Source organism: Alteromonas sp. G4i13, assembly GCF_054960505.1.
In genome coordinates this window covers 30,122-48,248 of record NZ_JBHNYX010000023.1, presented here as the reverse complement: position 1 = coordinate 48,248, position 18,127 = coordinate 30,122, and the positions used below count along the sequence as shown (strand labels likewise).

22 protein-coding genes are annotated in these 18,127 nt (G+C 45.0%); 8 read left to right on the top strand and 14 right to left on the bottom strand.

From position 1 onward, the window contains the following. Positions 1-10 precede the first annotated feature (10 nt). The 7 genes from rnc to rpoE form a co-directional block, all read right to left on the bottom strand. On the bottom strand, positions 11-697 hold the full coding sequence (gene rnc / locus ACFI6J_RS12680; protein WP_101565228.1) for a ribonuclease III: 687 nt from the start codon (positions 695-697) through the stop codon (positions 11-13). Next, positions 697-1,599: a signal peptidase I gene (lepB, locus tag ACFI6J_RS12675; protein ID WP_014950104.1), complete on the bottom strand. Its 903-nt coding sequence runs from the start codon at positions 1,597-1,599 to the stop codon at positions 697-699. Before lepB ends, rnc begins: the two co-directional genes overlap by 1 nt. Then, complete coding sequence (lepA, locus tag ACFI6J_RS12670; protein ID WP_101565230.1) at positions 1,599-3,395, bottom strand: translation elongation factor 4; 1,797 nt, start codon at positions 3,393-3,395, stop codon at positions 1,599-1,601. The genes lepB and lepA overlap by 1 nt, the downstream gene beginning before the upstream one ends. Before the next feature lie 322 nt (positions 3,396-3,717). Then, positions 3,718-4,179 (bottom strand): SoxR reducing system RseC family protein, encoded by a 462-nt coding sequence (locus tag ACFI6J_RS12665; RefSeq protein ID WP_131137719.1) that lies wholly within the window; start codon positions 4,177-4,179, stop codon positions 3,718-3,720. Positions 4,180-4,197: 18 nt separating this feature from the next. Then, complete coding sequence (locus ACFI6J_RS12660) at positions 4,198-5,382, bottom strand: MucB/RseB C-terminal domain-containing protein (RefSeq protein WP_014950107.1); 1,185 nt, start codon at positions 5,380-5,382, stop codon at positions 4,198-4,200. A 124-nt stretch (positions 5,383-5,506) separates the two neighbouring features. Then, a complete protein-coding gene (locus ACFI6J_RS12655; protein ID WP_014976995.1) occupies positions 5,507-6,088 on the bottom strand; it encodes a sigma-E factor negative regulatory protein in 582 nt (193 codons plus the stop codon). Between the two features lie 99 nt (positions 6,089-6,187). Continuing rightward, positions 6,188-6,766: an RNA polymerase sigma factor RpoE gene (gene rpoE / locus ACFI6J_RS12650; protein WP_012518957.1), complete on the bottom strand. Its 579-nt coding sequence runs from the start codon at positions 6,764-6,766 to the stop codon at positions 6,188-6,190. Positions 6,767-6,963: 197 nt separating this feature from the next. Between rpoE and nadB the strand changes: the two genes are divergently transcribed. Next, entirely contained in the window at positions 6,964-8,649 is a 1,686-nt protein-coding gene (gene nadB, locus ACFI6J_RS12645; protein ID WP_278347039.1) for an L-aspartate oxidase, read from the top strand. A 312-nt stretch (positions 8,650-8,961) separates the two neighbouring features. On the opposite strand, the gene ACFI6J_RS12640 is transcribed toward nadB, so the two are convergent. The 3 genes from ACFI6J_RS12640 to ACFI6J_RS12630 all read right to left on the bottom strand — a co-directional run bounded on the left by ACFI6J_RS12640 (position 8,962) and on the right by ACFI6J_RS12630 (position 10,616). Beyond that, on the bottom strand, positions 8,962-9,834 hold the full coding sequence (locus ACFI6J_RS12640; protein ID WP_278347040.1) for a MaoC/PaaZ C-terminal domain-containing protein: 873 nt from the start codon (positions 9,832-9,834) through the stop codon (positions 8,962-8,964). Positions 9,835-9,847: 13 nt separating this feature from the next. Further along, on the bottom strand, positions 9,848-10,243 hold the full coding sequence (locus ACFI6J_RS12635; protein WP_278347041.1) for a hypothetical protein: 396 nt from the start codon (positions 10,241-10,243) through the stop codon (positions 9,848-9,850). 121 nt (positions 10,244-10,364) lie between these two features. Then, on the bottom strand, positions 10,365-10,616 hold the full coding sequence (locus ACFI6J_RS12630; RefSeq protein ID WP_014950112.1) for an FAD assembly factor SdhE: 252 nt from the start codon (positions 10,614-10,616) through the stop codon (positions 10,365-10,367). Positions 10,617-10,803: 187 nt separating this feature from the next. On the opposite strand from ACFI6J_RS12630, the gene ygfZ reads away from it, so the two are divergent. Next, positions 10,804-11,850, top strand: a complete 1,047-nt coding sequence (gene ygfZ, locus ACFI6J_RS12625; protein WP_278347042.1) for a CAF17-like 4Fe-4S cluster assembly/insertion protein YgfZ — start codon at positions 10,804-10,806, stop codon at positions 11,848-11,850. Positions 11,851-11,909: 59 nt separating this feature from the next. Next, entirely contained in the window at positions 11,910-12,395 is a 486-nt protein-coding gene (locus tag ACFI6J_RS12620; protein WP_014950114.1) for an FKBP-type peptidyl-prolyl cis-trans isomerase, read from the top strand. A gap of 84 nt (positions 12,396-12,479) precedes the next feature. Here the strand turns inward: ACFI6J_RS12620 and ACFI6J_RS12615 are convergent, their stop codons facing one another. Together ACFI6J_RS12615 and nadE are read right to left on the bottom strand one after the other, a co-directional pair. After that, positions 12,480-12,818 (bottom strand): P-II family nitrogen regulator, encoded by a 339-nt coding sequence (locus ACFI6J_RS12615; RefSeq protein ID WP_014950115.1) that lies wholly within the window; start codon positions 12,816-12,818, stop codon positions 12,480-12,482. A gap of 2 nt (positions 12,819-12,820) precedes the next feature. After that, positions 12,821-13,657 (bottom strand): ammonia-dependent NAD(+) synthetase, encoded by an 837-nt coding sequence (gene nadE / locus ACFI6J_RS12610; RefSeq protein ID WP_014950116.1) that lies wholly within the window; start codon positions 13,655-13,657, stop codon positions 12,821-12,823. A gap of 413 nt (positions 13,658-14,070) precedes the next feature. On the opposite strand from nadE, the gene ACFI6J_RS12605 reads away from it, so the two are divergent. Continuing rightward, positions 14,071-14,616, top strand: coding sequence for a GspH/FimT family pseudopilin (locus tag ACFI6J_RS12605; RefSeq protein ID WP_039228301.1), 546 nt, complete (start codon positions 14,071-14,073; stop codon positions 14,614-14,616). Between the two features lie 38 nt (positions 14,617-14,654). Here the strand turns inward: ACFI6J_RS12605 and ACFI6J_RS12600 are convergent, their stop codons facing one another. Then, positions 14,655-15,047 (bottom strand): type IV pilin protein, encoded by a 393-nt coding sequence (locus tag ACFI6J_RS12600; RefSeq protein ID WP_278347043.1) that lies wholly within the window; start codon positions 15,045-15,047, stop codon positions 14,655-14,657. 78 nt (positions 15,048-15,125) lie between these two features. Between ACFI6J_RS12600 and ACFI6J_RS12595 the strand changes: the two genes are divergently transcribed. The 4 genes from ACFI6J_RS12595 to ACFI6J_RS12580 are packed head-to-tail and all read left to right on the top strand — an operon-like array spanning position 15,126 to position 17,578. Next, on the top strand, positions 15,126-15,680 hold the full coding sequence (locus ACFI6J_RS12595; RefSeq protein WP_168463235.1) for a prepilin-type N-terminal cleavage/methylation domain-containing protein: 555 nt from the start codon (positions 15,126-15,128) through the stop codon (positions 15,678-15,680). Further along, on the top strand, positions 15,674-16,312 hold the full coding sequence (locus ACFI6J_RS12590) for a potassium:proton antiporter (protein WP_156078591.1): 639 nt from the start codon (positions 15,674-15,676) through the stop codon (positions 16,310-16,312). The genes ACFI6J_RS12595 and ACFI6J_RS12590 overlap by 7 nt, the downstream gene beginning before the upstream one ends. After that, positions 16,299-17,270, top strand: coding sequence for a hypothetical protein (locus ACFI6J_RS12585; RefSeq protein ID WP_278347045.1), 972 nt, complete (start codon positions 16,299-16,301; stop codon positions 17,268-17,270). The genes ACFI6J_RS12590 and ACFI6J_RS12585 overlap by 14 nt, the downstream gene beginning before the upstream one ends. A 47-nt stretch (positions 17,271-17,317) precedes the next feature. After that, positions 17,318-17,578 carry a hypothetical protein gene (locus ACFI6J_RS12580; protein ID WP_278347046.1) on the top strand — a complete coding sequence of 87 codons (261 nt, stop codon included), beginning with the start codon at positions 17,318-17,320 and terminating at the stop codon, positions 17,576-17,578. Between the two features lie 82 nt (positions 17,579-17,660). On the opposite strand, the gene ACFI6J_RS12575 is transcribed toward ACFI6J_RS12580, so the two are convergent. Continuing rightward, positions 17,661-18,125, bottom strand: coding sequence for a type IV pilin protein (locus ACFI6J_RS12575; protein ID WP_014950123.1), 465 nt, complete (start codon positions 18,123-18,125; stop codon positions 17,661-17,663). Positions 18,126-18,127 lie beyond the last annotated feature (2 nt).

The following is an 18,127-nucleotide window of genomic DNA, read 5'->3' as shown; positions in this document are numbered from 1 at the left end:
ATTCGATTCATCATGCGTTGTCATCAAGCTTCTCCAATGTTAAACGAGCAGCTTCTTGTTCTGCTTTTCGGCGGCTATTGCCAGATGCCACTACGGCTTCTGGTAAGCTTTCTACCTTGCAGCTAACTTCAAATGTTTGTGCGTGATCTTTCCCTGAAATAGACAACACCTCATAGGTTGGCAGCGCTTGTTTACGACCTTGTAAAAACTCTTGAAGACGAGTTTTGCTGTCTTTAGGGTGGGCATTAGGGTCTAGTTTGTTTATGCGGGTTTCCCATAAACGGTCTATAACACCGCGTACCTCATCCATACCGGAATCGAGGTAAATAGCCCCTAAAATAGCTTCAACTGCATCGGCTAAAATCGAACTTCTACGATGACCACCGCTTTTGAGCTCACCGGGCCCTAAGTTAAGTAGTTCACCCACACTGGCTTCCTTTGCAAGTTCTGCCAGTGTGTCTCCTTTAACCAAAGTAGAGCGCATTCGTGTGAGTTTGCCTTCTGGCACAGTTGGGAATCGCTTAAACAGCGTTTCCCCAACAATCATGCCTAAAATAGCGTCACCTAAAAATTCTAGTCGCTCATTGTGCTGTTTAGCCGCACTGCGATGAGTAAGTGCTTGTTCCAATAAAGCTTCATTGGTAAATGTGTAGCCTATCGCCTTGTACAGACGACGATATTTATCAATTCCCTGCATTAATGAATGCCACCTGCTCGCTCAAATCGAACACCTGTTGGTACCCAAGTTGGAAGGAAGTCTGACGGACTGCGCTCAAATTCAAATGAAATCCAAATCGCCACCGCTTTTCCAACCAAGTTTGCATCTGGCACAAAACCCCAAAAACGGCTGTCGCGGCTGTTGTCACGGTTATCGCCTAGCACGAAATACTGACCTTCTGGCACAATCCACTCATTGCTGCGCGTTCCAGGCTGGGTATAAAAATTAACCGGCGATATCTCGCGTACTGGGTGGCGCAAAATGTCGTGCTCTACTGTGCCTAAATCTTCGGTGTAACGCATAAGCTGCGCCATGTCCTGTACGAACTCACCACGCTCTTGGAACGTAAGCGGTACGGCTTTCAATTTAGGACAGTTGTTGCCAGTCTCACACTTCGGTTTGATATAAACCTGTTTGTTTTGATAAACCACAGTATCGCCCGGTAAACCGATCACGCGCTTAATGTAGTCTATTGAAGGCTCTTCAGGGTACTTGAAAACCACCACATCACCACGCTCTGGAACGCCAGTTTCAATAAGCTTACTTCTGAAAACCGGGTCTTTCACGCCATAGGCAAACTTTTCAACCAAAATGAAGTCACCCACTAACAGAGTGGGCATCATTGAGCCTGAAGGAATTTGAAATGGTTCATATAAAAACGAACGCAATACCAATACGAAAGCAATAACAGGAAAAATCTGTTGCGAAGTATCAACAAGGTACGGCAGTTGAGGATCTTCTCCATAGCCCGCTCCTTCTGCGGTTGCCGCAGCCTGTAAACGTGCTTTTCGCTTTGGTGCAAACACTAGGCTATCCACTAGCCAGATTAATCCTGTTATTAAGGTGAGTGCCACCAAAATCAAGGAGAAGTAATTCGCCATTATTTGCCCACCTTCAATACTGCAAGGAACGCATCTTGTGGCAATTCAACATTACCCACTTGCTTCATTCGCTTTTTACCTTCTTTCTGCTTTTGAAGTAGTTTCTTCTTACGGCTTACGTCACCGCCGTAACACTTCGCGATTACGTTTTTACGTAGCTGTTTAACTGTACTTCTTGCAACAATATGGTTACCGATAGCCGCCTGAATAGCGATATCGAACATTTGTCGTGGAATAAGCTCGCGAAGCTTTTCGACCAGCTCACGACCACGGCCTTGAGAGTTTTCTCTGTGCGTAATTACTGCTAACGCGTCTACACGTTCACCGTTAATTAGAATATCAACACGCACCATGTCTGAGGCCTGGAAACGCTTAAAGTTGTAATCAAGCGATGCAAAACCACGGCTCGTAGATTTCAAACGGTCAAAGAAATCGAGCACCACTTCTGCCATTGGCAGCTCATAAGTTACCGCCACTTGCTTACCGTGGTATGTCATGTTGGTTTGCATACCGCGCTTTTCAACGCAAAGTGTAATTACGTTGCCTAGATACTCTTGTGGCACAAGAATATTGGCTTCAACCATAGGCTCACGAATTTCCGCAATATCGTTTACCGGAGGTAGCTTAGCTGGGCTATCTACGGTAAGGGTTTCGCCCTTGGTCGTTTCTACTTCGTAAATTACCGTTGGCGCAGTAGTGATAAGCCCCAAGTCATATTCACGCTCTAAACGCTCTTGAATGATTTCCATGTGTAGCATGCCAAGGAAACCAATACGGAATCCAAAACCTAGCGCTGCAGAGCTTTCCGGCTCATAGAACAGTGAAGCGTCGTTCAGACTTAGTTTCGCAAGGGCGTCGCGGAAGTCTTCATAGTCATCAGAGCTTATTGGGAAAATACCGGCATAAACCTGAGGTTTAACCTTTTTAAAGCCAGGAAGCATTGCGTCAGCTGGCTCGCGAGCCAAGGTAATGGTGTCGCCCACAGGCGCGCCTTGGATATCTTTAATTCCTGCGATGATAAAGCCTACTTCGCCGGCTCTTAATGTGCCCGTATCGAGTGGCTTAGGCGTAAATACACCAATTTTGTCAACCTGATGCGTTTGACCATTTGACATAATTTGAATTTTGTCTTTCTTAGTCAACTGGCCTTCGACAATACGTACCAGTGAAACAACGCCTTGATAGTTGTCAAACCAAGAATCGATAATCAACGCCTTAAGTGGCGCTTCGCGGTCACCTTCTGGCGGCGGGATTTTATTTACAATAACTTCAAGTACATCTTCAATACCGATACCGGTTTTTGCTGAGCAGCGCACAGCGTCCAGCGCATCGATACCAACAATATCTTCAATTTCTTCTGCAACGCGGTCTGGTTCAGCCTGAGGCAGGTCGATTTTATTTAGTACAGGCACCACTTCCATATCCATCTCGATGGCGGTATAGCAGTTTGCCAATGTCTGTGCTTCTACGCCCTGACCTGCATCAACAACCAAAAGCGCACCTTCACAGGCAGCAAGAGAACGAGATACTTCATAGGTAAAGTCAACGTGTCCAGGAGTGTCGATGAAGTTAAGCTGATAAGTTTCACCGTCGCGCGCTTCGTAGTTCAGCGTTACGCTTTGCGCTTTGATAGTAATACCGCGCTCTTTTTCCAGGTCCATTGAGTCGAGAACCTGTTCAGCCATTTCACGGTCTGTTAGCCCTCCACAATGCTGGATTAGACGGTCTGACAGCGTAGACTTACCGTGGTCGATGTGGGCGATAATACTGAAGTTACGAATGTGCGATTGTTGCATAATGCTGGAAATTACCTGCAGAAAAATTCATTAAACAAAAAATGCTGCTTGCCTTGCTTAAAGGGTTATACGCAGCGCGTGCGGATTTTACCCATTTCTTGCGCGAAAAGCGAATTGGCGTGGTGGAAAATTTATTACTTTCAAGAAACATAACGAATGGAAGTGGCAACCTGACGTGACTTCCTCGGCCTATCTCAAAACTTGGCTACATTGATGAGCGTGAGTTAACACTATAATCTCGTATAAATTGGCCTCGTATAAAACGGCATGTATGGAGCAGTCCCGTATTAAACCATTGAGCAGCGTAAAGCCCTTCAAAAAATCAATGTTCTACTGCACTGTGATCTTGTTGACCCAATAGGACAGGTTGATATTTCGTACGTTCTACACGACGCAACTTGTAAGCAATTAGCTTATAGGTAAAGAAGGTTACTAACCCACTTGGCAGCATGGCCCATAACTCGTGAGTAAATCCGTTACTACTAAGTAATGATATAGACACCGAATATGCCCCGATAAACGCTATGAGCGGTAGTAAATACAACCAAGCCGATGCACTTAAAATACCTGCTTCCGGTATGCCTACAGTCACTTCTTGGCCAACCCGCACAGGCATGGGAGTGCGCAGCGTCAACTGCTGCGTTTTCGGTGCAAGCGCACGAGAAATAACGCCGGTACCACAATCACTTTGTGCTTGGCATGCGTTACAGGTCGATTTAATCGCTGCTTCTACGGTGACCGTATCGCCATTAACGGCAACTACGGTGGCGGTTTCTCTTATCATTGTTACTCAATTGCGCGGTTATTCACTTACACTGCTGACGGGGCGTAAAGACGTAGCAATAGCGTTAGCGGTTTGCAAAGGTATTTCTCCCACCACTGTCACCTGGGCTTTGCCGTCTGTTAACGTTAAGAACGTACTCACTTCATTGCGCAGCGCCAGCGTTTCACCTAACGCATCTTCCGCAGGCTGAACATACACAGATACGTCAACCAATCCATCTGAAAAGAGTTTATATTCTACAATCTGTCCTGTTAAGGCCAATCGTCTTGTATCTTGCTTTATTTCTCGCATGCCAGCCGGCAAATAGGTGACATCCCATTTGTGTGCACGATTTGGCGTATTGCTCAGCGCCATGGGCGCGGGTAACGACGCAGAATTAATTCGTGAGAAATAATCAGCAGGCTCTGGCGATATCGCAAATGCCGTGACCTGAATCTGCTCTAATAGCGCCCCTTGCAAATCAAGCATATTCAGTTTGAGCAACATACCAGACGACTCATCCAGCCACAGTTGATAACCAAATCGCGTGTTATCTCGGCTGACTATTCGAATTTGTTGCGCTGAACGTCCTGCCACCCGCGCTCTTCCCACAGCGACGAACTCATAGGCTTCGGCAAGCTGTTCAGGATGATACAATAATACGCTTGGTATTGGGCCGTTGATATGCTTTGAACGCAAGCTATAGGGTTGTACATCTGGCTCAAATACACTCACCACATCGTTCACACGAATAAGCTCGCGGCCTGGTCCATTTTGAAGATTTAACTGCTCTAATTCAGAGCCATCTTCCATAATCCCGTGGCGCCATAAATATGGAACGGTTTCCTTTCCTGCAATAGTTTGCACAAAAGACACTTGGAAATTGGCATTGGTTATAATGTTTTGAAGTTCAGCTAGCCACTGATTGGCCGATTGAGGCTCTCGTGTGCGAGAAGCAGATGCATTTTGCTCGCTTCGACTTTGTTCAAGTTGCTCTTGAATCACGTCTTCTCGCACTGCTTCTTCTTGATCAGCTTCATCTAGTCGGCCAGCTCTCGTGTTTGATTCTGAGTTAGCGTCTAATTCAACGTCGCCATCATTCACGTTTTGGACTGGGGCAATAGGAGCTTTCGTTTCTTCGCTCAGCGAAGTAGTTTGGGCAATAGTGGGCTGAATAGCCGCGCCCGAAATGAAAAAAAGTGCAAGGATAGAACTACAGCGCATTTTTTCCTGCCTTAAAACAAACATACCAGCAGTATATGCTGGTATGATTAAAATATGAAATGTATGTCAGTCGCAATTTACTTGCGAAAGCACATTCCAACTAATGTTGACTGGCTGCGATAACTTATGGGCGCTCTGGTCCACTTGTTTCGCTTTCACCTTCGTCCTCTTGCGCTTGCTTAAGCTTTATTTGCTGCTCATGATCAGCAATCAATGCATTAATTTTGCGCTTCTTCTCAAGCATTTCATTCATGTCGTTACGTGGTAACGTTCTGGTTTGTTCCAAACTCACTGGAGACAATCCACCTTGAGGAGCAATCGTTGGCGCTGTCATAAATGGCTCGGTAGGCGCTTCTTGATTAGTGTATTGAACACCAAAGATAACTGCCACTGCCACCGACGCAGCTACTGCAAACTGGCCTGACTGCTTCGCAAAAGGAACAACATTGCCAATCAATGGTATCGACTGCCAGCGCGAGCGTTTAGGTGCGACTATAGCTGGCTCGTTTTCAAGCGCAGCTGCTACGCTTGCGGTGATGTCCAACTGTGGAGCAACACTTGCTTCTTTTCGCATTGCACCGCGATACACATGGTAACGTTGCCATTTGGCCTGAAGCGCTTCATCTTGCTTAATCGCATCGATGATGTCATTGCCTTCTATCTCACCATCCATGAATGCGGACAATTTTTCTTGCTGTTGCGTCATATATTCATTTCCAGATCAAAGTGATCGTTAACTACCCTAACACAGCTGTTAGTCATCGTGGAAAAAAGAAAGTTCATCTTTTTTTGATTTTATTTCTTTTTAATTTTCTAACAACGGTTGAATAACTTTATCAATCGCCTCGCGAGCCCTAAAAATACGGGATCTCACCGTACCCACAGGACACGACATTACGTTCGCGATTTCTTCATAGCTCAACCCTTCAATTTCACGCAGCGTTATCGCCATACGTAAATCGTCCGGCAGCTTCTCAACTACCTTAAACAGGGTTTCTTCAATTTCCTCAGATAACAGGCTTCGCTCGGGTGTAGATTGCTCTTTTAATGCATCACTACCCTCGTAGAAATCTGCTTCGTCAGCATCGACATCGCTTGCAGGCGGCTTGCGACCTTGAGATACAAGATAGTTCTTGGCACTGTTTACCGCAATGCGATAAAGCCAAGTATAAAATGCACTGTCGCCACGAAAATTAGGTAAGGCACGGTATGCTTTGATAAACGCTTCTTGCGTTACATCAGCAACGTCACCGGTATTTTTCACATAGCGAGAAACGAGATGCATCACTTTATGTTGATAACGAGTTACCAACAAGTTGAACGCATTTTTATCGCCACGCTGTACCTTTTCGACCAGTTGTTGGTCGGTTATCTGCTCGCTCATTCGAGCCATTACTCCCTACTTCAACTACACAATAGCTCTAACAAGCATGTGTATAGACGCGTTCTTTTTACAAAAGTTCTGTAAAAGCATTAAATATTTTAAAAAATGCTTAGGCCAGGGGGCAAGAATGATTGTGTTTTGCTACTCATCCTTTAGACTTGCCGAACCTTTGCTCGTTTGAATTGATATAAAAATACATGAAATCTGTATCGTCTTCACTAACTTCCACATCAAATGCAATAGAACACCGTTGTGACGTATTGATTATTGGGAGTGGCGCGGCAGGATTGAGCTTAGCGCTTAAGCTTGCCGACCATTGTCAGGTTATTGTACTTAGTAAAAGTGACCGCAATGAAGGCTCTACCCGCTATGCACAAGGTGGTATTGCCGCAGTATTCGATGAACAAGACTCCATAGACGCACACGTAAAAGACACGCTTGCTGCAGGTGCTGGGCTTTGCGAAGAGCCAGCCGTAAGATTTACTGCAGAACGAGCAAAGGCGTCACTTGAGTGGCTTATCAGCTACGGTGTACCGTTTGATACAGAAAAAAGTGAATCTGGTGAGGAGCGCTTTCACCTTACCCGCGAGGGTGGACACAGCCACCGGCGAATTCTTCACGCTGCAGATGCCACAGGCGAAGCGCTTCAAATTACATTAAACGACGCGGTATCGACCCATCCAAACATTCACATATTTGAGCGCTATAACGCCATTGATCTCATTCCTTCAAAGGAAGAAAAGAACAGCGTGGTGGGTGCTTATGTTTGGAATAGACAACAAGAGCACGTTGAAGTAATTCGCGCCCCTTTCGTTGCGCTAGCGACTGGCGGTGGTAGCAAGGTGTACCAGTATACATCGAACCCCGATGTGTCGAGCGGTGACGGCGTTGCCATGGCATGGCGAGCGGGTTGTCGCGTGGCCAATATGGAATTCAATCAATTTCATCCGACTTGCTTATTCCACCCGCAGGCACGTAACTTTTTGATTACAGAAGCGCTGCGCGGCGAAGGCGCAAACCTCTGCCACGCCGACGGTACCCGCTTTATGCACAAATTTGATGAGCGTGGCGATCTTGCGCCGCGCGACGTAGTCGCTCGCGCAATCGATTATGAAATGAAGCGATTGGGCGCTGACTGCATGTACTTGGATATCAGTCATAAGCCTGCTGACTTTATCGTTAAGCACTTCCCTAATATTTATCGAAAGTGCCGCTCGCTTGGTATCGATATAACCCGTGAACCTATCCCAGTCGTGCCTGCTGCGCACTACAGCTGTGGCGGAGTGATGACCGACTTTAATGCCAAAACCGACTTGAATAATGTATACGCAATCGGTGAAGTGGCCTACACAGGTCTGCATGGCGCCAACCGCATGGCATCTAACTCTTTACTTGAGTGTGTGGTTTTTGCCAGCGCTGCAGCGGAAGATATTATTAAAAATCTTCCCAGTGCAGACTGTGAAGAGTCTATTGCGCCTTGGGATGAGAGCCAAGTGTCTAACTCTGACGAAGAAGTCATCATTCAACATAACTGGCACGAACTTAGGCTGTTTATGTGGGATTACGTAGGTATTGTACGCACTGATAAGCGCCTTGAACGAGCCATGCGCCGCATTAAGCTATTAGAGCAAGAGATTACTGAGTATTACTCACACTTCAGGGTAAGTAATAACCTGCTAGAGCTTCGAAACCTTGTTACGGTTGCAGAACTCATTGTGCGATGCGCGATGGAGCGAAAGGAAAGCAGAGGGTTACACTTTAATTTGGACTATCCTGAACAGTTAGACAACCCCGTTCCTACAATACTTATTCCCAGAAAACAGCTGTCAGGCGCTGACGTTGGCTCGCTAATTACTCAAGACAGCTTCGCCGATGCCGACTAGTGCATAAAGTAAGATCTGTATCAGTCTAAAGAAGGCGCTAATGTTAATGCGCCTTTTTTTAATAACTGGACAATACATTCACACAGCATCATTTAGCGCTCAATAAAACACGTCAAACAAAAAGAGAGCATCACAGCATGCTCTCTTTTCACCGTCCACAGTATTATACCAGTCTATTCCCTTTCAAATTCACACGCTTTGCTAGGAAACTTGCCAGCGACTTCTGAGTGAGCAATGATCTATGCGGATTGTTATAACCTTAGGTTATCTCCCGCTTATCTTTTGCTTATCTGCACCTGATTAAACGTTAATTCAGGCCTGATTAAACACTAAACTAGCAGATAAGTGCACAAGGCTGTCATTACTATCGGTAACGTCTATTAGCACACTATTATCTGTTTTACAGTGTTGTTGAATATGGATGTCACAGGGCAAAAACACGGGTTTTCTAAAGCGGCAATTTACTTCTTTTACGCTCATAGATTGTCTGAAGTCTTGATGACTTACAAACGCCGACACAGCGCGTGACAATGTCCACATGCCGTGCGCTATAGGCTGTTTAAACCCAAATGCTTTGGCAGATATTGCAGACAAGTGAATAGGGTTATAGTCGCCAGAAAGCTTTGCATAGCGGCGACCTGTATTAGCCGAGGCACTAATTTCGCCGATGAGCGCCCTATTCTCTAATTCACAATCGTCATGTAAGTCATTTTTAGCACCAAGTGGAGCTACATGAACGGCTTTCACCTTCACTAAGTAACTACTTATCGCCCTGTAAACCAGATTCCCTGCCTGCAGCGCCTCTAACATCACATCCACTTCCCAACCTCGGTTATGCGGTCTCACATCGTGAAAGCGCACGCGACATTCAAAGGGTTCGCTTAAATCGCAATGGTCTATTACCGATACTTTGTTAGCGGCGTGAATAAGGCCAAGCAATGGAAATGGGCTTTGTTTGTCCAGCAAACACTGCATTTGCAATGGTAAGGAAAGCATCTGCAAATAAAGTGGATGGCTATGCTCATTTGCCGGCCAGTCAACTTCCTGACAAAAAGAAGCGTAGTGCACATTGTCGACATTGAGCGTTTTGGTATAGATGCGCTGAGGCAACGTAGGCGGTTTAAACTGCATAAGCTGCCTGGCGTCAACGCGTTTAAATAACGCTTTGGTATACTCACGAAACATCTTTTTAATTCCTTTAAGGCGTTGCTTTTCGGGCCAAGATAATGGCTCTAGCCAACCGGCGATAGTCTGCTTCGCAGCACTCACCTTTTAAGATCCAAGCGAGATGGCTATGATCTTTTTCAAACCATCTACGTTTTTGGCGCAGCACATTGATACACAGCCCCCAAGTAAAGAGCTGGGAAGAATGATGAATGTTCATTGATGTGCCGTCGACCTGAGCATCAACTAACAAGCTACCTTTTGGCATGCTTTGCAAATCCAGTGGGAGCGTGCTGTCGTTAACAACCCGGATAATACCATCGCTGGTCAAAGAGAGAGCGTATTGAGTAGCAGAAATTTTGTTACTAAACGCGTCATAAAGACGCCAGAAAATAACTAACGTAGTTGCAGCAGCAACAAGCGCTATCAATTTTGAGAAGCTCAGCCAAGACCACAAGTATTGAGGAAGGCTGCACAATGCTGCGAAAAGACAAACAGCAACGCATACTTCCCCAAATAACCTTCTAAACCTATTGTGCGTAATGCAAATTCTATACTTTGACACGGTTGACGATAGTCGCCACCATGGCGGCTAGTTCAGGGTCTTCGCACTTTTGGTGTCCCATGATCCATGCAAACAAATCAGGGTCATCACTGGTAAGTAAACGTTCAAATGTTTCTTGATCTTCATAACTTAAAGAATCGAAGGCTTCTTCCACGAAAGGAAGTAAAAGTACGTCTAATTCTAGCATGCCTCTGCGACACGCCCACTTTAATCGCGCTAATCTTTTTGGTTCAAACATATGTCTTTCATACCGTTTTTTATTCGCTAACAATAATACCATGCCCTATGCGTGGGGATCACTGCTCTTTTGGTCAGATAGGCAAACTAAATAGAACTTAATCTGCGCACATTCCCATGTATTGCCCTTGAATATTGGTGGTTTTACCATACCTTGAGTACATACAGCGAATTTTACAGTGGTGAATATGACATCTATCGCATCATTACAAAGTCTTCCAAGTGAATTTGTGGTCAAGCTTTCAAATGCCATGATAATTTCTTTGGAAGGAGAACAGGCCGACAGTTACCTGCAAGGGCAAATTACGGTCAACATTAATAAGCTAACCGAGAATACTGCCAGGCATTTCGCCCATTGTGATAATAAAGGCAAAACGTGGTCTACCGGGTACGTAACTCGCCACCAAAACAAATTATTGTTGGTTACCAATGAAGATGCGGGTAGTCATTCATTAGCACAGCTTAATAAATATGGTGTGTTCTCTAAGGTTGATATTCTCGACGACACACAAACATACAGCGCTTATTTTATTTCGCTTGATGCAGTGAAGACTAACGAAGTAAAGGCAGCGTTAAGCCAGCTTTTCTCCGAAAACGAAGTGGAACGCCTTCTAGAGAGCGATACTCCTGACAATGGCTCTCTTGAAAAGGTCGAGAGCGAACACGGCGTCGCCTATTTTGCCAATACTAGCTGCAAAGGAATTATTGTTCTTTTAGATGATAATGGCGCAAAGCAAATAAATTCGTTAATAGAGGCGCAAACCCTTTCTTGCTATCCCCAAACCGTGTTTGACGCTATACAAATTCAAAGCGTACACGCTTTAGTGCAAGGCGACGCAGTGGCGGAATACGTGCCCCAGATGATTAATGTGCAGGCGCTCAACGGTATCGACTTTGATAAAGGCTGCTATATGGGGCAAGAGGTGGTTGCGCGAACCCGCTTTCTGGGTAAAAACAAACGCGCCGCCTACAGCTTTAAGCTTGAAGGTAACGCAGATATTAAACCTGGCGATGCATTAGAAAAGCAGTTGGGCGAAAATTGGCGTATAGCGGGCAAAATACTCAATGTTGCATCGCTTGATAATGAAACCTGGTTTATTGCAGTGCTCAACAACGATACCACCAGCGAAGATTTACACAGATTGGCTGATAATAACGCCATTACCTGTTACCCTAATACTTTGCCGTACAGTATTGAGCAGAAAGCTAGCAATATTGTGAAAAAACGTCGATAAGCAGTTTTTACTGCATTACATTTATTGCCCTTTTTTAAAGGGCCAAGATAGGATTTGTTATGACAATTACTTCTGACAGCGTTGTAACGCTACACTACACCGTATCTACCGAAGACGGCACAACGCTAGACTCTTCAGAAGGGAAATCGCCACTAGTAGTACTACTAGGCCGTCGCTTCTTAATTGAAGGACTAGAAGATGCACTTATTGGTAAATCGAAGGAAGATAGCTTCAACGTTTCAGTAAACCCTGAAAAAGCTTACGGTGAACGTGCTGACGAACTTGTACAAACTGTACCACGCTCAATGTTTGACGGTATGGATGTTGAAGTGGGTATGTCTTTCCGCGCAACTACGCCACAAGGTGAGCAATCGGTCATTATCATTGAAACAACTGACGAAGAGGTTGTTGTTGACGGTAACCACCCTCTTGCCGGTATTCCGCTAACTTTTGACGTAACTGTTGTTGACGTACGAGAAGCAACGAAAGAAGAGCTTGAGCACGGTCATGTACACAGTGAAGGCGGTTGTGGTCACGACCACTAAGTCACGTTGCTATTAAGCTTTAATAAATACTTAATATATTAAAAAAGGAGCCATTGGCTCCTTTTTTTAATAAACACCATTTAATTAAATCGCGTCTTCGTTTTGTTCACCGGTACGAATTCGTACGGCGGTCTCAACGTTGTAAACGAAGATTTTCCCGTCGCCAATTTTGCCTGTCTTAGCTGACGTTTGAATAGCTTCAACCGCTTGCTCAACGCGGTCATCGTCCAATACAAGCTCAATTTTGATCTTGGGTAGGAAGTCAACTTGGTACTCAGCACCGCGATAAAGTTCAGTATGGCCTTTTTGACGACCAAACCCTTTCACTTCTGACACTGTCATCCCTGCGATACCGACTTCAGCTAGCGCTTCCCTAACATCGTCCATTTTGAACGGTTTAATGATAGCTTCAATTTTTTTCATGACTACAACTCATCGTAAATTGTTGGAATTGGCACACGTTTATGCTGTGTACGCTCATAAATATAGAGCAATTTCTCTTCCACTTCCGCAGAAACTGGCTTTCCTTCCAAAAAGTCATCAATTTGGTCGTAAGACATGCCCAATGCTTGCTCATCGGCTTTTTGCGGAGACAGGCTTTCCAAGTCAGCAGTTGGCGCTTTAGTGATGACGTTATGTGGTGCACCCAAATGGGCTGCCACTGCACGTACTTGGCGCTTACTGAGACCAAACAACGGCGCAAGGTCACATGCACCATCACCATACTTGGTATAAAACCCTGTAATATTTTCAGCCGAATGATCGGTACCTAAAACGAGGCCATCAACCATCCCAGCAATTTCATACTGGATAACCATACGAGTACGTGCTTTAACATTTCCTTTCACAAAGTCTTGTTTCGCTTCATTGTCGGGAAGAAGGTTAGCACTGGCAAGCGCTTGTGAAGTAGACGCATGAATAGCATCTGCGCCAGGTTTTACATTCACTGCAAGAGAATGAGAGGGCTGGATAAAGTCGATAGATTTCTGTGCATCGTCTTCATCGGCTTGGGTATCATAAGGTAAACGAACCGCGATAAATTGGTATTTTTCGTGGTGCTCATCGTTTAATTCATTTACTGCTAATTGAGCTAACCGACCCAATGTGCATGAATCAATGCCGCCACTAATACCCAGTACCAGCGAATTTAAACCAGAAGTAAGTAACTGCTTTTTTATGAACGAGACTCGACGTGCGACTTCGTACTCTACGTCAATTTCAGGCAGCACTTTCATTTCATCAATAACTGCTTGTTTTTGCATCATTATATCCACGTATTTTTGGGGCGTCCTGGAACTTGATTCTACGACAATCTGACCGCAGATGTTAGTGGTATCCGCGCATCTATTTGGATTTACTCTTCTGGTATTGCAGTTGTGCAGCACTTAAGGTCAGCAATTTATTTATTATTAAGTTGAGATTCAAGCACAGCAGAACGACAAGCCATTAAACGTAAGGCGTATGGCCAAATATGCGGTTGCGCGGTAAAACATACCTTTGCCAACTCAAATTAGTTTACCCTAAAATATGAGTAAGTAGCGTAAAATTATGGCGCTACAACATTACATTGGAGAAAGGCGGCGCAAAAGCAAACCCGCCTGTTTCTCTTTATAGCAACGCGTGGAATCGAATACCGTTTATGACAAACACTAGGCTTACAGCACGACTATCCATAATGTCGAGACAGCAAGGATTAACCCTTCTAGAAATGCTTGTTGCCGTCGCTATTCTTGCCATTATTCTCACCACAGTTGCGCCTGGCATTCAAAATATCGTAATCAAAAATAGAATTACCTCTGACTTAAACAATTTAAGTGCAGTGGTTCAACGCGCTCGCTTTTCTGCGGTAGACGAACAAACCAACGTAGTGCTCTGCCCTACGCAAAACTATACAGCCTGCACGTCGAGTTGGCGCAATGCAAAAATGGTGTTTATAGATGCAAATGGAAACGGCGGCCGGGATAACAATGAGGTCTTAATTGTAGCAAGCGATCCACTTAGTAATGCCAATACCATCTCCGGTATAACCGGCAGCCTTATCTTCGACGAGCAAGGCGGGATAGACCGTGCCGCAACCATCACCTTATGTCCCAATAACAACGATGCAAACTATGCATCAGCACTTTTATTATCGCTTTACGGAAGAATATCTGTTGCCGTAGACAGTGATGACAACGGCAAAAAAGAAGACCTAGAAGGTAATGAGTTAAGCTGTAGCTAACCGTTCACTTTTCGTATCGTTAAGTTTCGAGCATTTTCTTACCAACATTCTGTGGGCGTCAGTGCGTCTTCACGTATTTTTATTACTCTACAGCTGTCCGTAGAGGCTCTAGATGTCAGTGTAGCACTAATTTCATACATTCCCGTGTCGCTGATGGTTTGTGAGATGCGTACGCTGGCTATTCCAGAGGGTGGCAACGCATCGTGCGTTACGTACTCGCCTGTAAGTAGCCAACTTCGCGACTGAATTGCTTGGGCAGACAGAAGGTACGCTTTGACCTTGTTGAGCTGACTTAGTTGTTTGCTAGCGGTAATTGCCGACGTACTCGCAACGCACAATATGCCTGCTATAGCCGTTGCAACCAGTATTTCTACAAGCGAAAACCCTTCAGTCAGATGATGTTGTATGTACGCCTTATCATTCCCTTCCATGGTACAGCTATCTCTCTAATTGAATTTCGGTACATTGAGATTACCAATATGAACTAAGCAGGGTAACTGGACTTACGCATGGCTTTTCACGCTTACACATCCAACAACAAGCTAAGCATTCCACAACGGAGATTGAATGGGTTTACGCTTTTAGAAATGCTAGTTGTACTGGCAGTAATCAGTCTCCTATCGTTAATTGCTATTCCTTCATTTGATGCATGGAATGAGCGAAATGCCTTTAAACATGCTGCCACCGGAATAGCCTCACTCGCAAAACAGGCGAGAATGAAAGCATTAATAAACAAAAAGAACATGTTCCTGATTGCGCAAATTGAACATAATAGCTGTGTACTCGTGAGCGAAGAAAACTCGTGCTCTTGCGCCACCCGCCAAAGCTGTGCCTTGACTGAGTCGAGTTTCTTGTCACTGCCTTCGCGGTGGAATACAGAATTGAGCACAACCAATAATGAGGACAAGATTGTCGCGTTCAATAAAAACGGTACCCTCAATTTTGCGAGTAATACGACGCTAACGCTTTCAAGCCAGCGTTTCAGGGCAAAGTTAGTTATTAATACATTGGGACGGGTAAAGCTATGTAGCGTTCCGTCTATTTCTGGAATAGCGCCATGCTAAAACATGTAATGCGTCGTGGCGCAATCAAGCCGTATTGTGGATATAGTCTCACCGAACTGCTGGTGGCCTGTGGCTTGGCAAGTATAGTGATTTCAGCCGTTGCAACTCAAGCGGCGCGGTCGCACATTGCACACTCATCAATTCAACACGCTACCAGCGTAGAAGACGACATACGTGCGTTACAAAGTACAATTACACAACACCTAAGCAAAGCGGGTTTTGTTTACTCCCCTAACACCCTATCACCTTTCGGTGCGACCACAATCGAAAATACGATATTCGAAGTAACCACTGGCCACCGCGCAAATGAACCTGAAAATAGCTGTGTTACCTTTTCTTATGATAAGAACAAGGACGGCGTGGTATCGCAGGCTCAGGGGGAGTTTTTTGGATACCGATTGCACGACAATGCCATCGAGTACCGAGTAGCGGGACATTCCTGTATACAAAGCGGTTGGTACGACTTAACCGATACGCAAACTACCGTTGCCACCAAATTCACGGTTAACCGAAGGCACAGCAGTAGCTGGGGAAGTGCCTATGAAATTGAAATAGAGTTGCACAGTAAAGTTGATCCTACCGTCAAAAGCGCCAGAACGTTCATAGTTGAGGCTGTCAATGCCTACTACTAATTCCGAAATGCAGTGCCCTCAAAGAGGCAACAGAAAAACTGAGTTTAGAACAAGCCATGGAGGGGTTGTACCTACACGCCATACTGCACCGCTTCGTTTTCAGCAAGGCATCGCCGTGTTGGGAATTGTGGCCATATTATTAAGCGCTATTACCTTCTCAGCTATAAGTACATCACAGCAGGTTCAACAATTTTATACGATTGAAAAGACAAAGCGGGATACCGAGAAGGCGCATGTTACACACATGCAGCAAGTCAAAGAAATCGCCACGTTGTTACGAAGTCATTCGGTCTCGCAAACGTTGAATAGGATAGACACATCCAATGCAACGATACTTATTGAGCAGACCGATTTAGTTGGTGAAGAACAGCAGTCTTTGCAACACTTTGACGTGCGGGTTTCCCAAGACGAAAGTAATACGATTTTTACAGCTAAATTTCTGCGCTATCCGTCACTGTTAAGGCTACCTACTTCAACTCAACAATTATCATGGGACAATCAGCTTACCGAATGGCTGTTTAATCGAAGCATAGAGCACCTGAGTGCGACGTATTTTCCTCAAAGCGTTGCTAAACAGGATTGTGTGAACCTTCCGCCTGCCAGTATTTTCTGGATAGAGGGAGATTGCCAATTGAATAACGAAGATATAGCACACTCAGACGAAAACCAGCCTTTAATGCTACTGATAGTGGATGGCGACCTTTCACTTCACGCCGATACGCAATTCCATGGTTTGATAGTTATGCTTTCCACCACGCCATATACGCACACTTTGCATGTTTCACCTGAGGCATCTATAAAAGGCGCTTACGTTTCCAACCACCCCTTGAACACGAATCTTGATGGGCCATTAACACCGTCCACCGCGGTGCTAAAAAACCTTCAATCGCACACTACACTCGCTAAAATTATCCCTATCCCGGGTTCATGGTATAGGAATAACTCACCAAACGATTGAGCTGAATATTAGGTAAACGAAAAACCAGAAATAGAGGATCCTCAAAGATGCCTAAATTGAAAAATACAGGAAGTATTTTAATTGAAGTGTTGCTGGCACTGCTTATTTTAACAAGCACTACCACCTATCTAATTGCCACTCGCATTGATTCTAGGCTTCTCTTTCAAGTGACTTTGGATGAAAACGCTGAGCACAATGGCTCATTGAATTCGGATCGACTCGCTCTAGTTAACGACCCGGTTGACCAACGTTGGGATGACATCGCAATATTTGGTGAACCGTCATTACTGGTAATTTCAGCCCAATAGCACATCAACGCCACGTTTTTTTTAAGGCGTCAAAACGACCTGTGGCATTAATCGCTTAACGAATATCTACCAGTATTAATAATTAGCATGACCAGCAATATTCATCGGACTCAAGGGAGCCATTGTTATTTTTATCCCAACCCTTTCTCCCATCACTGAAGTAAAACAACGTGCCATCTGATGCTTGACCTGTGCCGCTGACTGGCGTTGCCCTCAACTCATAAGCTGTTGCGCTGGCCGCTTGTATAGTTAAATTATAACGGCGATTTGCTTGGGGCTCAGAAGACGGAGAATAAGTAGAAAAAACGGCTGGCGCGCCGGTGTTTGCGCCACCACTTGCCGCACCTTCATAACTGAAAGAACCACTGTGATGACGTTCCATTGCAGATGCGAACCCCAACAAGTCAGCCTGCCCTGTGCCGCGGTATCCATCGGCAATAACACCTTGGTAAGAAGGGTATGCAATGGCGGCAATAATGCCCACTATCGCCACAACTATCATAAGCTCAATTAATGAAAATCCGCTCTCTGTTTTTTTATGCTTCACAA

Bases quoted from the DNA above. Each gene is read 5' to 3' on its own strand.
- rnc (WP_101565228.1), bottom strand. From the start codon at position 697: ATGCAGGGAATTGATAAATATCGTCGTCTGTACAAGGCGATAGGCTAC.
- lepB (WP_014950104.1), bottom strand. From the start codon at position 1,599: ATGGCGAATTACTTCTCCTTGATTTTGGTGGCACTCACCTTAATAACA.
- lepA (WP_101565230.1), bottom strand. From the start codon at position 3,395: ATGCAACAATCGCACATTCGTAACTTCAGTATTATCGCCCACATCGAC.
- ACFI6J_RS12665 (WP_131137719.1), bottom strand. From the start codon at position 4,179: ATGATAAGAGAAACCGCCACCGTAGTTGCCGTTAATGGCGATACGGTC.
- ACFI6J_RS12660 (WP_014950107.1), bottom strand. From the start codon at position 5,382: ATGCGCTGTAGTTCTATCCTTGCACTTTTTTTCATTTCGGGCGCGGCT.
- ACFI6J_RS12655 (WP_014976995.1), bottom strand. From the start codon at position 6,088: ATGACGCAACAGCAAGAAAAATTGTCCGCATTCATGGATGGTGAGATA.
- rpoE (WP_012518957.1), bottom strand. From the start codon at position 6,766: ATGAGCGAGCAGATAACCGACCAACAACTGGTCGAAAAGGTACAGCGT.
- nadB (WP_278347039.1), top strand. From the start codon at position 6,964: ATGAAATCTGTATCGTCTTCACTAACTTCCACATCAAATGCAATAGAA.
- ACFI6J_RS12640 (WP_278347040.1), bottom strand. From the start codon at position 9,834: ATGTTTCGTGAGTATACCAAAGCGTTATTTAAACGCGTTGACGCCAGG.
- ACFI6J_RS12630 (WP_014950112.1), bottom strand. From the start codon at position 10,616: ATGTTTGAACCAAAAAGATTAGCGCGATTAAAGTGGGCGTGTCGCAGA.
- ygfZ (WP_278347042.1), top strand. From the start codon at position 10,804: ATGACATCTATCGCATCATTACAAAGTCTTCCAAGTGAATTTGTGGTC.
- ACFI6J_RS12620 (WP_014950114.1), top strand. From the start codon at position 11,910: ATGACAATTACTTCTGACAGCGTTGTAACGCTACACTACACCGTATCT.
- ACFI6J_RS12615 (WP_014950115.1), bottom strand. From the start codon at position 12,818: ATGAAAAAAATTGAAGCTATCATTAAACCGTTCAAAATGGACGATGTT.
- nadE (WP_014950116.1), bottom strand. From the start codon at position 13,657: ATGCAAAAACAAGCAGTTATTGATGAAATGAAAGTGCTGCCTGAAATT.
- ACFI6J_RS12605 (WP_039228301.1), top strand. From the start codon at position 14,071: ATGTCGAGACAGCAAGGATTAACCCTTCTAGAAATGCTTGTTGCCGTC.
- ACFI6J_RS12600 (WP_278347043.1), bottom strand. From the start codon at position 15,047: ATGGAAGGGAATGATAAGGCGTACATACAACATCATCTGACTGAAGGG.
- ACFI6J_RS12595 (WP_168463235.1), top strand. From the start codon at position 15,126: ATGGCTTTTCACGCTTACACATCCAACAACAAGCTAAGCATTCCACAA.
- ACFI6J_RS12590 (WP_156078591.1), top strand. From the start codon at position 15,674: ATGCTAAAACATGTAATGCGTCGTGGCGCAATCAAGCCGTATTGTGGA.
- ACFI6J_RS12585 (WP_278347045.1), top strand. From the start codon at position 16,299: ATGCCTACTACTAATTCCGAAATGCAGTGCCCTCAAAGAGGCAACAGA.
- ACFI6J_RS12580 (WP_278347046.1), top strand. From the start codon at position 17,318: ATGCCTAAATTGAAAAATACAGGAAGTATTTTAATTGAAGTGTTGCTG.